The organism is Blochmannia endosymbiont of Camponotus sp. (genome assembly GCF_023586085.1).
Lineage (GTDB): Bacteria > Pseudomonadota > Gammaproteobacteria > Enterobacterales > Enterobacteriaceae > Blochmanniella.
Genome location: NZ_CP097757.1, coordinates 147,402 through 162,431, shown reverse-complemented (window position 1 = coordinate 162,431; position 15,030 = coordinate 147,402). Strand labels below are relative to the sequence as shown.

The 15,030-nt window shown below is 25.6% G+C and carries 14 protein-coding genes and 1 pseudogene; 4 read left to right on the top strand and 11 right to left on the bottom strand.

Going from position 1 to position 15,030, the window contains the following annotated elements:
• Positions 1-392: 392 nt before the first annotated feature.
• The 6 genes and pseudogenes from rpoZ to coaBC all read right to left on the bottom strand — a co-directional run.
• Positions 393-572, bottom strand: a pseudogene (rpoZ, locus tag M9400_RS00680) (DNA-directed RNA polymerase subunit omega); the annotation flags it as partial.
• Positions 573-643: 71 nt separating this feature from the next.
• Positions 644-1,282: a guanylate kinase gene (gene gmk / locus M9400_RS00675; RefSeq protein ID WP_250232520.1), complete on the bottom strand. Its 639-nt coding sequence runs from the start codon at positions 1,280-1,282 to the stop codon at positions 644-646.
• 314 nt (positions 1,283-1,596) lie between these two features.
• On the bottom strand, positions 1,597-2,037 hold the full coding sequence (locus M9400_RS00670; RefSeq protein ID WP_250232519.1) for a MarR family winged helix-turn-helix transcriptional regulator: 441 nt from the start codon (positions 2,035-2,037) through the stop codon (positions 1,597-1,599).
• Between the two features lie 986 nt (positions 2,038-3,023).
• Positions 3,024-3,884: a YicC/YloC family endoribonuclease gene (locus M9400_RS00665; RefSeq protein ID WP_250232518.1), complete on the bottom strand. Its 861-nt coding sequence runs from the start codon at positions 3,882-3,884 to the stop codon at positions 3,024-3,026.
• A gap of 793 nt (positions 3,885-4,677) precedes the next feature.
• On the bottom strand, positions 4,678-5,127 hold the full coding sequence (dut, locus tag M9400_RS00660; protein ID WP_250232517.1) for a dUTP diphosphatase: 450 nt from the start codon (positions 5,125-5,127) through the stop codon (positions 4,678-4,680).
• Positions 5,114-6,322 (bottom strand): bifunctional phosphopantothenoylcysteine decarboxylase/phosphopantothenate--cysteine ligase CoaBC, encoded by a 1,209-nt coding sequence (coaBC, locus tag M9400_RS00655; protein WP_250232516.1) that lies wholly within the window; start codon positions 6,320-6,322, stop codon positions 5,114-5,116. Before coaBC ends, dut begins: the two co-directional genes overlap by 14 nt.
• Positions 6,323-6,807: 485 nt before the next feature.
• Between coaBC and rpmB the strand changes: the two genes are divergently transcribed.
• Together rpmB and rpmG are read left to right on the top strand one after the other, a co-directional pair.
• Positions 6,808-7,044 (top strand): 50S ribosomal protein L28, encoded by a 237-nt coding sequence (rpmB, locus tag M9400_RS00650; RefSeq protein WP_250232515.1) that lies wholly within the window; start codon positions 6,808-6,810, stop codon positions 7,042-7,044.
• A 14-nt stretch (positions 7,045-7,058) separates the two neighbouring features.
• Positions 7,059-7,226, top strand: a complete 168-nt coding sequence (gene rpmG / locus M9400_RS00645; protein WP_250232514.1) for a 50S ribosomal protein L33 — start codon at positions 7,059-7,061, stop codon at positions 7,224-7,226.
• A 237-nt stretch (positions 7,227-7,463) separates the two neighbouring features.
• Here the strand turns inward: rpmG and coaD are convergent, their stop codons facing one another.
• From coaD to rfaD, 5 genes are all read right to left on the bottom strand, one after another.
• Positions 7,464-7,970: a pantetheine-phosphate adenylyltransferase gene (gene coaD / locus M9400_RS00640; protein WP_250232677.1), complete on the bottom strand. Its 507-nt coding sequence runs from the start codon at positions 7,968-7,970 to the stop codon at positions 7,464-7,466.
• Between the two features lie 761 nt (positions 7,971-8,731).
• The gene (waaA, locus tag M9400_RS00635; RefSeq protein WP_250232513.1) at positions 8,732-10,015 is read right to left on the bottom strand and encodes a lipid IV(A) 3-deoxy-D-manno-octulosonic acid transferase; all 1,284 of its coding nucleotides are present in this window, start codon (positions 10,013-10,015) and stop codon (positions 8,732-8,734) included.
• A 774-nt stretch (positions 10,016-10,789) separates the two neighbouring features.
• A complete protein-coding gene (gene waaC / locus M9400_RS00630) occupies positions 10,790-11,764 on the bottom strand; it encodes a lipopolysaccharide heptosyltransferase I (RefSeq protein WP_250232512.1) in 975 nt (324 codons plus the stop codon).
• Positions 11,765-11,780: 16 nt separating this feature from the next.
• Positions 11,781-12,824: a lipopolysaccharide heptosyltransferase II gene (gene waaF / locus M9400_RS00625; RefSeq protein WP_250232511.1), complete on the bottom strand. Its 1,044-nt coding sequence runs from the start codon at positions 12,822-12,824 to the stop codon at positions 11,781-11,783.
• Between the two features lie 19 nt (positions 12,825-12,843).
• Complete coding sequence (rfaD, locus tag M9400_RS00620; protein ID WP_250232510.1) at positions 12,844-13,809, bottom strand: ADP-glyceromanno-heptose 6-epimerase; 966 nt, start codon at positions 13,807-13,809, stop codon at positions 12,844-12,846.
• A 481-nt stretch (positions 13,810-14,290) separates the two neighbouring features.
• Here rfaD and M9400_RS00615 point away from each other — a divergent pair, with 481 nt between their 5' ends.
• Together M9400_RS00615 and grxC are read left to right on the top strand one after the other, a co-directional pair.
• Positions 14,291-14,740, top strand: coding sequence for a rhodanese-like domain-containing protein (locus M9400_RS00615; protein WP_250232509.1), 450 nt, complete (start codon positions 14,291-14,293; stop codon positions 14,738-14,740).
• Positions 14,741-14,751: 11 nt separating this feature from the next.
• Positions 14,752-15,003, top strand: a complete 252-nt coding sequence (grxC, locus tag M9400_RS00610) for a glutaredoxin 3 (protein WP_250232508.1) — start codon at positions 14,752-14,754, stop codon at positions 15,001-15,003.
• The last annotated feature ends 27 nt before the right edge of the window (positions 15,004-15,030 follow it).

The window sequence follows — 15,030 nt, the reverse complement described above, 5'->3', positions numbered from 1 at the left end:
CTATTGTCACAAACAATACACACCATAAAGTATAACAATTAGTATATTTTTTATCGATTAAAAAAATTAATTTTTGTAATAAATTTACTATCTTTAACAAAATATGTAATATATACACAATTTTATCATATAAATATCAATGCTAGTAATTAAAAATAATTTTTTGTATCAATAAATGTAACTATTATTAATGGTTACATTGTTAATCTCAAAAATGTAAATATTGCAATATTCTATTGAAACATTGAAACTTACATAATAGAACAACCGAGTATTTCTATTTCAACTATTTTTTATATTCACCATATACATGAACTCCAACTTATAAAAATAATTTTTTAACTTAAACAACATTAATTTTCATTGTACACAAATATTAAAATTTACTTAGCAATCAAATCTTCTTCTATTTCTCTAAGAGCAAGCACAGTATATTTGTCATTATTATTTTTTTTAACTAACGTTTCTTTTCCACCAATTTGCATTTGCCGTGCACGCCGTGCAGCAACTAATATTAAATCAAATCTGTTGCCAACTTTTTCTACAGCATCCTGTACAGTAATACGTGCCATTTTGTTTTATCCTTGTTAATTTTTAAATTACTACTGCAGTAAAGCATTATTATGTAAATCTCATATTATTGCTATACATCTGATAACAACAAGTTATTTATTAACGCTGCATAGCGTATTTTTTGATGTGCTATACGCAATTGTTCAGATAATATAATTGATTGTAAATGTATTAGAGCAATATTAAAATTATCATTTATCACGACATAATCATATTCTTTAAAATGACTAATTTCATCCATTGCATGTTTCATACGTTCAGCAATAATTTTTGCTGCATCTTGTCCTCTAAGATATAATCGACGTGATAATTCTTTCTTTGATGGAGGTAAAATAAAAATAGTGTAAACGTTATTTGGTATTTTATTTCGAATTTGTTGCGCTCCTTTCCAGTCAATGTTGAGCACAACATGTATGCCGGCATTTAGCATGGTTTTAATATCATTTTTCAAAGTACCATAATAATGATTAAAAACTTTCGCATGTTCAAAAAACTTATTCTTATTAATCATATATTTAAATTTTTTTCTTGAAATAAAATAATAATCTTTTCCATGAATTTCCCCAGATCTTTTAATACGTGTAGTATAAGAAATAGATAATTTAATTTTATAAATGAAACCATTATACTGCATCAAGGTTTGAATTAACGTAGACTTGCCCGTGCCACTTGGAGCAGATATAATACATAATGTCCCTGGATTCTTCATAGCAAAAGAACATACAATCTTTGATTACATAAATAAACAAATCTATAAAAATATATTTTTTATTCGTACATAATTAAATTAAGTGCAACAACCTACAAGTAGTTCTAGTTGATACTAAAAATTGCTATCTACATTAACATATTTAGCTGTCAATGGTCTTCTATGGAAGATCCCCAGTAAGACATATTTTATAGATTTAGTGTGTAAGCATGTATAATTACTATTAAATTATCTAATAACTATCAAGTCTTACTGGGGATCTTATTTATGTTCCCAAATGTCTATAATGTATTATACTATAACAAAACATCATATTAGTTTAATATATTATTTTTCTGTCGTATTTCAAGCAAATTACATACTTCTCTAAAATTTTTAAGTTGTATATCAGACAAAGGAGAAAACATACGATCTAAAATAATATTATGTGTATCTTTAGCAATACGTAATTTATCACGTCCTTTTTCTGTAATATGAACATACTTTACTCTACGATCTGTCAAACTTTGTTGTCGACGTAACATTTCATCTTTTTCTAATGCATCAAGTACTGTTACCACGGTTCTTGAAGAAAATCCCATATAATTCTTGATGTCTGTTGCACTAGTTTTACCGGTAGTAATAAGATGTAATATTTTCATTTTAGACATCGAAAGTCCTTCATTAACTAATTGACCATTTATTTCTTTGCGTAAACGATGATAAATACGGGATAAAGATTCTACCATATTTGAAATATCTGTTAATCTATTCATAATTATGTGTCTCTATATTAAATCAATAATGATAATAGGACTGTATTTGACAGTTTCAATTAATATCAGGCTAAATTATAAAATAAATCATCTGCAGTATATTTTTTATTAAAATAATAACTTTCAGTATAATTATTTAAACCTGGCAATTAACAATACTTATTTAATCAATTATTTCAGTTTATGCCTCCTAAATTATTGTAATTCTACTAAATTAATATTCTCAGTTATATTTGAAATAATCAGACATTGTTACTCTAAAATGCATATATTCTGATATTTAACTTTATATTGTTTACTGTTTTTATTTTATCGGAGTTTTTTTAAATTTGAAATATTACTGTAGGAAAAAGAAAATTTCTGATAGATTTTCAGAAAAATAATTTTTTTATTTTTTATGATTTATTTTTAATTTAAATTTATATATATACAATTAAACAGATATAAATTACGATCTTTAAATAATATTCTTATAAAAAATAAAAATCTAATTTATTTTTTTATAAGAATATTATTTAAATTTACATTTAATAATAAATAATATTTTTAAAAATAATATATAATACATTTAAGTTTATATAAAATTATAAAAATAATGAAATTAAATGATATATATCATTTAATTTATAGTAAAATATTTGGTTTACAAATTTATATATTTTTAAGTAATATAATTTATTCTATATATGATAACGTTACATCTATAAATACTATCATATATATATCGTTTTAATTAAAGAGAGTTACTAAGCTAGTAAACGTATTTAATAATTAATGATGTAATTGCAATTGAAGATAGTAAATAACAATATTTACATATACAAATGTAGAATTTGAATATTAAAATCTCAGCTCTAACATAACTAATGAAAATATTTTGTGTAATTTAAAAAACTATCGAAATTGACTGTTGACAAATAAATATAGTTCTAACCAAATAATCTAATTTAAGTTAAATAGAAAATTATTTACTTAATAACTATATTTTATTCAATATTTTGAGCTTGTTCTCGCACTTGTTCAATGAATATTTTTAAAGAAATTGCTGATTGAGTAATATGAGAGTTTATAGATTTTGAAGTTAATGTATTAGCTTCTCTATACAGTTCCTGTATTATAAAATCCAATCGTCTACCAATAGATCCTTTTTGATCAAGAACACGATGCATTTCTTTTATGTGACCCGTTAACCGATCTACTTCTTCTGAAATATCAATTTTCTGCGCTACTATTAATAACTCTTGTTCCAATCGTATTGGATTAACATAAACACAAACATCCTTCATTTGCTCCAAAAGTTTTTTTCGCTTCCACTCTAATACGTTGGGAATATATTGACGTATTTCATTAACTTCCTTATACATCAAACGTAAACGTTCAATAATTTTATTTTTTAAAAAAATACCTTCTCTTTCCCTATTTTGCACTAAATTATATAATGTCTCTTTAAAACATGTTAATAACTCAGTACTAACATTATTCATATTATTTTGTTCATATGTTATTACTCCTGGCCAAGATAAAACATCTATCGGATTAATATCACCTTCGTTAATTAATGTTTTTACCCATTTTGCATGTGAAATAAGATTGTAAACTAACTGTTTGTTGATAATAAGCATATTTGTATTATTATCACAGTTATTATTCATTTTAACTCGTAAAAAACATTCTATTTTTCCTCTAATAAGAGAATCTTTAATTTGTTTACGAACCATCCACGATAAATCATAAAGATATTTGGGTAAATCAATATGAATATCTAAATAACGTTGATTTAAGGAACAAATTTCCCAAATAACATTACCCCACGTATACTTCACTTCATGTCTTGAAAAAGCGGTCATACTATAAACCATAACAGTACCTAAATTTTGTCAAAATATAAAAAATAAATTTTAAAATTTAAACCAATAAAATAATTTAATTCCATCATTCATATAAAAATCATAATTTTAATCATATACTTATATATATAAGTGTAATTCATTAAAAATTTGTAGGATTAATTTAGTACTTATAAAAATCATATTATTTAATTCAGTAATAACAAAACACTAATACGATAACTAATAATAATTTATAAAACTCTTATTTATTTTAAATATAATCTACCAGTTTAGAAAATTATATGATTCGCATATAAATACCACTGTATGTAATATTATTTATACATAAATCACATAAAATTTATCGAAAATTAAATACAATAACCTATATAAAAATGGTATTTTTTATATAGGTTATTGTAACAAATAAAATCAATTAATAAGTACAAAATTATATTAAAGATTTTAATTTTATTAAACCTTATGTAATATCATTGTATATCTATACTATAGATATACATACACATATGTACGTATATATTGTAGTAAATAATTTTTTGGCCCAAAATTAATACAAAAAATCAATATAAATATATTATTATTAATAATAAAGATCATTGCTATATATAAATTCTGATTAGAATATTTATATATTATTTACAAATATAACAATTTATTAAACATACTATTTTATTTCACAACCTTATTTCAACAAATTAATAATATATTTTATTTATATAATTATTTAAAATACATATATTATAATCTTAATAAATAAAACTTAATTTTCATTATTATCATTGATAATATTTTACATCGAATGACCAAAACCATTAGACCCACGTTCGGTAGGAATAAATGATTTAACTACAGAAAACTTAACTTGAATGATCGGTATAAAAACCAACTGTGCTACCCTCTTTCCAGGACGTACAACATATTTTTTTGATCCACGATTCCATAAAGATACTATTAATTCTCCTTGATAATCTGAATCTATAAGTCCAACCAAATTTCCTAAAACAATACCATATTTGTGCCCCAACCCTGAGCGAGGTAAAATAACACCCGCTATCTTTGCGTCAGAAATATGTATTGCGATACCAGTATAAATTAGATGAGTTTCTCCAGGATAAATAGTCAAAGGTTTACTCAAGCAAGCTGGCAAATCTAATCCAGCAGATCCTGCTGTAACATATCTCGGAAAACAAAAATAGTTAGACACGCGATTGTCAATAATTTTAATATTAATGGTTTTCATTGTAACGCTTAATAATTTCATTAATAAGTTGTTGCGCCAATAAATTTTTTCTTCTTAAAGGCAATATGATGCTACCTTTATTCCAAAACAGATACAAAGAATTATTATCACTATTAAATCCTTGATTCACATAAGAAATATTATTAGCACAAATTAAATCTAAACGTTTACTAACACGTTTATCTTGAGCATATTTTTCTATATTCTTAGTTTCAGCAGCAAATCCAACAACATAAGGACGGTTATCAATTAATGATCCTACTTCTGATACAATATCAGGATTTTTAATCATAACTATTTTTAAAGTATCTTCATCCTTTTTAATTTTTTCAGAAGAAGAATGATAAAAACGATAATCTGATACCGCTGCACAACTAATAAAAATTTGCTGATTTTTAATATCTTGCATCACCGCTTTTTTCATATCTAATGCAGAGATAACATTAATTCGTCTCACTCGAGTAGGAGTATGTAAATGTACTGGTCCTGTAATTAATGTAACTTTTGCTCCTTTATCTGCAGCAGCTTGTGCAATAGCAAAGCCCATTTTTCCTGAACTGTAATTAGTAAAAAACCGAACTGGATCTAAAGCTTCATGGGTAGGCCCAGCAGTAATCATAATATTAAGATGGCTTAAAGAACTGTCATGAGAAAAATAATGCTCTACATACTCAGCAAGTATTTTTGGATCCGTCATACGTCCATAGCCAATATCATTACAAGCTTGATATCCATAATCTGGGCCCCAGACTAACACCCCTCTTTTCCGTAGAACATCCAAATTAGCTTGAGTTACGATAGCTTTATACATTTGTTGATTCATGGAGGGTGCAACAGCAATTGGAGCTGTTGTAGCTAAACACAAACTACATAATAAATCATTAGATAATCCCACAGATAATCTAGCTAATAAATTAGCCGTAGCTGGAGCAAGTAAAACTAAATCAGCCCATTTAGCTAATTTTATATGAGGCATTGTCATTTCTATTTGAGGGGAAAAAAAGTTATCCAAAACTGGATAACAAGATATTGTTTGTAAACTTAAAGGAGTAACGAATTTTTTTGCAGATTTTGTCATAATCACTCTAACTGTTGAACCTCTTTCTTTTAGACATCGTACTAAGTCTATAGTTTTATATGCAGCAATACCACCGCTTACTCCTAATATGATATGTTTATCAATTAATCCCGTCATATTATATATTCACATGATTTTAATGATTATTTGTTTTATGTGTTATATCACAAAATTAATAGTTTTTATTAATATAGATAAAATTAATGAATTTTTATTAATTGAACGTTTCAATAAAATAATAATCTTGCGCACAACATACAAATTCCTATACAATATATCCCGATAACTCCATATAAAATATGAATATTTGTGTAATATATGTTCAAACAATAATAAAACTAATATCACGATATTGAATCTATTGTAATTTAGATATATCTATATAAATTTTTAAAAAATTTTTTATTAATTATAGTTAAAAACAAGATATGAAGGACATAAATAAATAATTGTTATATAATATATATATCTTATGTTAGATATTTAACTGAGTCTAAATAAATAAAAATATTCACAAATTTGCAGGAAATATAAACAAAATAATTTTATTATTATTATTTTTTAAATTATTATTAATAATAATAACAATTAGGAGAATAACTGTGGCACGAGTATGCCAAATTACTGGTAAACGCCCTATGAATGGAAATAAACGTTCTCACGCGATGAATGCGACCAAACGTTGGTTTATACCTAATATCCATTCTCATCGTTTTTGGATCGAAAGTAAACAACGCTACTTTACGTTACGGATATCTGCAAAAGGTATGCGATTGATTGATAAATTAGGCATTGAATACTTTTTATCTAATTTACATTCTAAAAATAAACAATATTAAAAAGGAATTATATAATGGCTAAAGAAATACGAGAAATAATCCGTTTATTTTCCTCTTCTAATAATGGACATTATTACAGCACTACTAAAAACAAACGCACTAACCCTGAAAAAATAAAATTAAAAAAGTTTGACCCTTTTATACAAAAACATGTAATATATACAGAAAGAAAAAGCAATTAAATAAACGAAGAACTAAACGTCCTACGATAACTTATTAAAAAATAACTTTGAGAGATCCAGCTTCAGCTAAATATACTGGTGGTATACATTGTACTTTTAAAAACATGTATTTAATTAAAAATTAGCAGAATTAACCAGGGTATATTTAATTATTCCAATAATCTACTAATAAATAATAACTTCTTATAATATTAAATACATAAGCTTGAAATATAAGTATATATGGTATTTTTATAATCATAAAGTCTTTATATCTTTCGAAGTATTTCTTAATTTTTCTATAACTTTTTCAGCAATAAAATTAGGGATCAATTGGTCTATGCTCCCTCCATATTGGGCAATCTCTTTCACTAATTTAGAAGAAAGATATGTCCAAATCCCCGTAGATATCATAAATATCGTTTCTATCTCTTTTTCAAAATAATTATTAATTTTTGCAAGTTGTATTTCATATTCAAAATCTGATCTAGTTCTTAAACCCCGAATTAAAATATTTACTTGTTTTTTTTTCATAACGTTTATCGTTAAATCATTAAACCCAAATACTGTTACATTAGACAATGTTGCAGTCGCTTGTTCTGCAAATATTACACGCTCTTTAAGACTAAACAGAGGATTTTTTTGTGGATTTTCAGCTACTGCTAAAAATACTTCATCAAAAATTTTATGGGCTCTAACAATTATATCTAAATGCCCATAAGTTAATGGATCAAAAGTTCCTGGATACATTGCATGAGTTATCATCATATATTAGAAATTATACTTTTTTACAATTAAAGTAAAAACTATAAAACACATTTATCTATATAAATAAACTAAACTGATTTTTTATCAGTATTGTAATACTGCCTATATTTAAAGATTTAAATATCTAATTAAAACATAAATATGTCTCAAAAAATACAGGATCGCGTAATAACTATTAAATATGTTTAAAAAATAGTTTTAGTTCCTATATTTCCACATATTTAAACTATTCGTATTAAAATTTAACAAATATTTATCAAAGATAAAATAATCACTCTTATACCACAAATCTTAATTAATCCTAATTACTATTTAAACATATATATACTTTAAAAAATATTATTAAAATTTTTTAAGATATAATCATTTGTATCAGATATCATATATATCTACATATAATTATAAATTCCAACACAAACAAACTTTAATATTATACATATATTTATATAACAGTTATACATGAATCTATAAAAATTAAAACAACACCCTTTGTCTATGCTAGATTATAATACATAAAATTATTTGTTTAAAATCACGGTCTATTGACAATGAAAATAAAAACATCAAATCATACTATAATCTTCCAATTACTGTGTTTCTTAATTTAATTTTATAATTTAACTGCATTGTATAAAGATGATTTTAATATTTCATATTACGCATAAGTATTACTATATTTTTAAATAATAACAAAACAACGATAACTTTTAAGTGCTACATAATTAAGTCAACAATCAATAATTTTTAATTGTAAAAAATTATTTTCTAATTAATAAATAATTATCTAATAAATATAATAATTGTTGCAACGCTCCTCGATTATGTTTTAGAACTTTAATAGCTCTATAACCATAATTTAAACGACACTGTTTATTTGTAAGTAACATAGCAATAGTAGTTATTAAAGATTCAGTATCAGTTACAGTAATTAATCCACCTGATTTATATAATTTAATACAAATATCATGAAAATTGAAAGTATATGGGCCCATAATCAACGGAATAGAATGTGCTGCTGGCTCTAATGGATTATGTCCTCCGTGTTTTACTAAACTACCTCCAATAAAAGCTATATCCGAAACACCATACAGTAACATCAACTCTCCTATAGTATCGTTAATAATTACCTGCGTTTTTGAAGATGGCGCAACGCCGCCACTTCTCATAATACAGGAAAAGCCAGCTTGCTCAGTAATACTTCTAACATTAATAAAACGTTCTGGATGGCGCGGAGCTAAAATCATCAATAAATCAGGAAATATTGTCAAAAGATGTTTATGTACTTGTAGTAATAATGTTTCCTCTCCTTCATGAGTACTACTAGCAATCCATACCTGTCGTTCTTTAATCCAGGTTTTTTTTAAAAATGAAATTTTATTTAACAAATCCTGAGATATTTCAATATCAAACTTTAAATTACCTGTAACAAATAATTTATTTTTTTTTAATCCTAACTTAAGGAATCGAACAGCATCTCCTTTATTTTGGGCAGCAATAAAAGTTATACGTTCCATAATTAATGAAATAAAATAACGAAACTTCTTATACCCAATAAAAGAACGAAATGAAAGACGAGCATTAACAATAACAAAAGGGATATTGCGTCGATATAATATATTAATAAGATTCGGCCATAACTCAGTTTCCATAGCAATAACTAATTTAGGTCTAACTTGATCAATAAATCGTTTCATAGAACCAGGTAAATCATATGGCAAGTAACTACAATGTGTGTTACCATGAAACCTAGACTGCGCTAGTTCTATTCCTGTTGGGGTCATTGCAGTTAATGTAATAGTTATTTTCGGATAACGTTTCTGTAAAGCACGTATCAGCGGAATCGCTGCTAATGTTTCCCCAAGAGATACAGCATGCAAAATAATACCATCAGATTTAATAGGTTTATGATAGAACCCATAACGCTCTAACCAACGTTTACGATATGATGGTGATTTCCTACTACGCCATAATAACCGTATCCATATTATAGGTTGAGCGATATACATAATAATACTATATATTCCAATATATAGTACAAACATATGATATCTCAAAATAATCAGTTAATATATTTATAATTACCACTTTTAGGAGTGTATGTGAAATTTAATAATATATCAATACTGATATATTTCATAAGATACGATTTAACGATCCATTCTTATGTGAATTAAAATAAATTATTTAAAAACATATAAATCTAATAAAATATCAATAATAAAAAACAACACCCATTTTATTTTGATGTTTTTCATGCTAATAAAAATAATTAAATTTGAAATTTTACTAAATATTTATATAAATAAAATCATTAATTACTTAAAAAGTAACATATGTTATTACATAAAATTTTTAATTTTACTTAAATAGTATTAAGTAATTCAAATAATCGAATATACGCAAAAATTAATAATGCTCAAAAATATTTAATATTCTAAGATTACAACATAACTCTATACAATCATTATGATTGTATAGATATAAGAGTATGAGTCAGCAATATTAAATTTACTCATAATAACTTTTATTGAAAATAAATGTCTGGAATTTATATACCAGATTCGCTAATTATAAATAGTTAGTGCCGGAATATTATATAATTTTAATTTTTAAAAGTAACACATGTTACATAAATAACATATGCGCTCTAAATATTAACTATTTTTAAAATAAAACAACTCTAAAAATTATTAGAAATATATAAACACTAAAACTATAAATAATAGTAATATTTTTTAAACTTAAAATAATCTATACTCAGCAACAATAGCACCATTATAACATTAATAATAAATGGGTTTATTTAAAAAATATTCTTAAATAGATGTCAAAGCTAAAACCTTTTGAAATACTTCCCAAACATACATAGGATTTAAGTGTTCCATTTTTTTAGTTGAAGAATATAAAATAATTTGATTTTGTCCATATGTTCCAATTAATTCAGGATTAGTTGGTCCATATAATGTTAAATTAGGACAACTAAGTGCTGCTGCTAAATGACTAAGTCCAGTATCAACAGATATTATCGCCGTTGCTCCAGATATTTGCATGGCAATTTCTTGCAATGTTAATTTTGGTAAGACTATTATTTGGTTATAAGATAATTTTACCAACCGATTAATACGTGATTCTTCACTTTTTGTCCAAAAAGGTAATTTAATATGATAACCTGCATTAATAGCACATCGCGCAATGACACTCCAGTTAAGTTCTGGCCAATGTTTTTTTATTTTAGTAGTAGCATGAAAAAATATTAAATAAGGAACGTTATTTTTTTGAGGTGGAAATAAATGCTCAATATTATATTTTCCTATACAAGACGGTACAGGATATTTTAAACTCAACGAAAAAAGCTGACGAATGCGTTCTACAGCATGTTGGCTCTTGTTTACGTAATGTCGTTTGTGATAAAACAAAGAACTAATGGGTTCTCGTGTGCTTATATAATCCATTCCATGTTTTTCACCACGTGAACTACATGTTATTAACAACGATGTCTTCAATAGACCCTGTGCATCAATAATTACATCGTATTCTTTTTTTTTTAATTCTTGAATACACTCATAATATTTCTTCCATGAAGAAGTGTCATACCAATTTTTTATCCAAAATCTAAGATTTATAGGGATAATTTGATGTATGGCTGGATGCCATCTAAGAATCTCAGAAAAAGTTTCTTCTACGACCCAATTAAATGATATTTTTGGCACAGAAACCGATGCATCAGTAATCGCAGGCAAAGTATGTATAATATCTCCCATAGAAGAAACTTTTATAATTAAAACCTTCATGAATATATTTTATTAATTAATTTAATAATTTCTTTAATGCTTTTAAAACTTGATCTGGAGTAATATTTACTAAACTACTATGATAACCATCATATAGAGTACTATCTCTGCGCATAGTATAACATCTTTGAATACAACGCATTACAATAGATTGATGAAATAAAGGAGGAGTAAAATTAGGATTACTAGGACCGTACAATCCTACTACAGGACATTTCAACGCACAAGCTATATGCATCAGACCAGAATCATTACTAACAATTCCCTTACACGCCGCTATAATTGCAATAGCTTCACTTAAAGATGTAATCCCTATAAGATTGTTATAATGTTGTTTCAAATTTTTTAGAATACTATATTCAATAAATTTATCAATTAATTGATCTTTAGATGATCCTAATATAACCACATGGTATCCGCAATAAATTAATTGAATAGCTAACGTTGCATAATGATAGTGTGGCCAATTCTTGGCTAATCCAAATTCTGAACCTGGGCACAATCCAATTAATAGTTTTTTATGATTATCTAAATTAAATTTACATAATACATCTTCAATTTCTTTTTTGCTTATATTTAAATAAGGCCATGGTAGCGGATAAGGTAAATCACAAAAATGTTTTATAACATTGCTGTCATATGCTAAAGCAGCATAACGTTGCACCATTAATGGTAGCGATGCGGGTTTAAGCCTCCTTAAATCATTTATTACACCATACCTCATCTCCCCACGCCATCCAGTACGAATTGGAACATCTGCAAAAAATGGTATTAAAGCTGATTTAAACGAATTAGGTAATATTATTGCCTGTTGATATTTTTCGTTTTTTAAAATTTTTCCCAGACGAAAACATTTTGCAAGCTCTAATGCTCCATGTCTGTAAGGAATAAATAATGTGCGATTGACTTCAGGCATATAATTAAAAAGATCTTTGCACCATATTGACGTAATAACATCAATCTTTATATTAGAACAATACTGATTAGTAAGTAAACGATACATACTATGTGACATCACAGTATCACCGATCCATGAAGGACTAACCACTAATATTTTCATAACCAACACTACACTTTACTTATTTCATATGATAACGATCAATATCGTTATATGACAACCACTTTAAATACTGGTATATACCTTTATTAATATCAATAAATTTCTTACTATATCCTGCTTCTCTTAACTGATAAATATTTGCTTGGGTAAAAATCTGATAGTGATCACGGATTTTATTTGGCATCGAAATATATTTAATAGTCATATTCTTACGAAAAAAACTTAATATAATATTAGCGATGATCTCAAATGATGCAGCCTTACCAATCCCACAATCGAAAATTCCAGACATATTATTACTCCAAGCCCAAAGATTTATATCAACTATATCTTCAACATGTATAAAATCTCGTTTTAATTCCTTACTTCCAACAAATAATGTTGGATGTTTTTTGCTTTTGATTTGTCTATATAATTGCAATATTATACTCGCCATACTACCTTTATGTTCTTCATAGGGCCCATAAACATTAAAATATCTTAATCCACAAACTTGAGATGTAACTTTTGGCAACATAGCACGTACATATTGATCAAACAAAAATTTAGAATAACTATATATATTAATAGGTCGTTCATATTTCTGAGAGTTAACCAGGATGTTAGTATCTTTCCCGTACACTGATGCAGAAGAAGCATATATAAAAGGAATGTTACTTTTAATACAATACAACAATAGATCTTTAGAATATTGATAATTATTTTCCATCATATATTTACCGTCCCATTCAGTAGTGGAAGAGCAAGCCCCTTCATGAAACACTACATCTATATTTTTAATATAAGAGTCAACAGGACTGTCAACTATATTTTTAATAAAACGACTCTTATCTATATAGTCTGAAATATATACATTTGTTAAATTTTTATATTTCATTCCATTCTTTAAATTATCTACTACCAAGATATTTTTGTATGAAATATTGTTTAATGCTTTAATAATATTACAACCTATAAACCCCGCTCCACCAGTAACTATAATCATACATTACTCACATAAATACATATTAGGTATAATGAACACAACAACTTAAATTCGTTTTAATATAATCATATAACAATATAATTATATATTGTTATATGATTATATTATTATAGAAAACAAATACTGATGCAGAACAATCATCAATTATGATTTGATTAATAAAAACTGAAAATTACAATGTATCATGAATAATATTCATTTATTAATATATTCATGATAGAATGCGCTAGATTTTGTTAAAACAAAATATATGCTACATATAATATAGCTATTAATAAAATTTAGTACACTTATGCATTACGATTAATTACATATTATTTTGATTCGTTTATACAAATATTATCAAAACTAAAACGTATATTCTTACAATTTTATTACAATTATTAATAGTACTGTTAGTTTAATAAAAACTGTATTATACTTTTTCACAATCATAAATATATTGATTAATATAGTATTGTTTTAATAAGGTTTACAATCCATGTATATACAGGAAATAACAATATTTTTACAACAACATCCAATACTGAGTATCATATGGGTGCTCTTGTTAATTGCAACTTTATATACTACAATTAGCAGTTGTTTATTCAAATCTTCCGAAATATTACGTGATCAAGCTATTTTATTAATAAATAAAAAAAAAGCAATAGTAATAGATATTCGTAGTCAAGATGACTATTGCTCAGGACACATAACAAATAGCATTAATGTACCAATAAAAGACATTAAAAATAATAATATTTATAAGCTAAAAAGATTTAAAAAATATCCATTAATTGTAGTACATGATAATAATTCGCTAGCTCACTCAATTAAACAGCACTTGTATAAATTAAAATTCGAAGAGGTATATGTACTTCATGGCGGTATAGTTGGTTGGAAATCTGATAACTTTCCTCTGCTATTAACAAACAAAATATTAAAATAATGAGAGTAAAAATGGCTTACATTGAAATTTACACAAAAAAAAACTGTCCTTATTGTGATCGCGCTAAATCATTATTAATAAAAAAATCATTAGATTTTAAAGAAATTACCATAGATGATAATAACTTACTAAATAATATGTATATAGAAATGAAACAACGATCTAATGGATGCACCACAGTACCACAGATTTTTATAGATGGTTTACATATTGGAGGGTCGGATGATTTGGTATCATTAAATAACCAGGGGAAATTAAAATAATTTAAACTAAAAACATAAAAAATAATA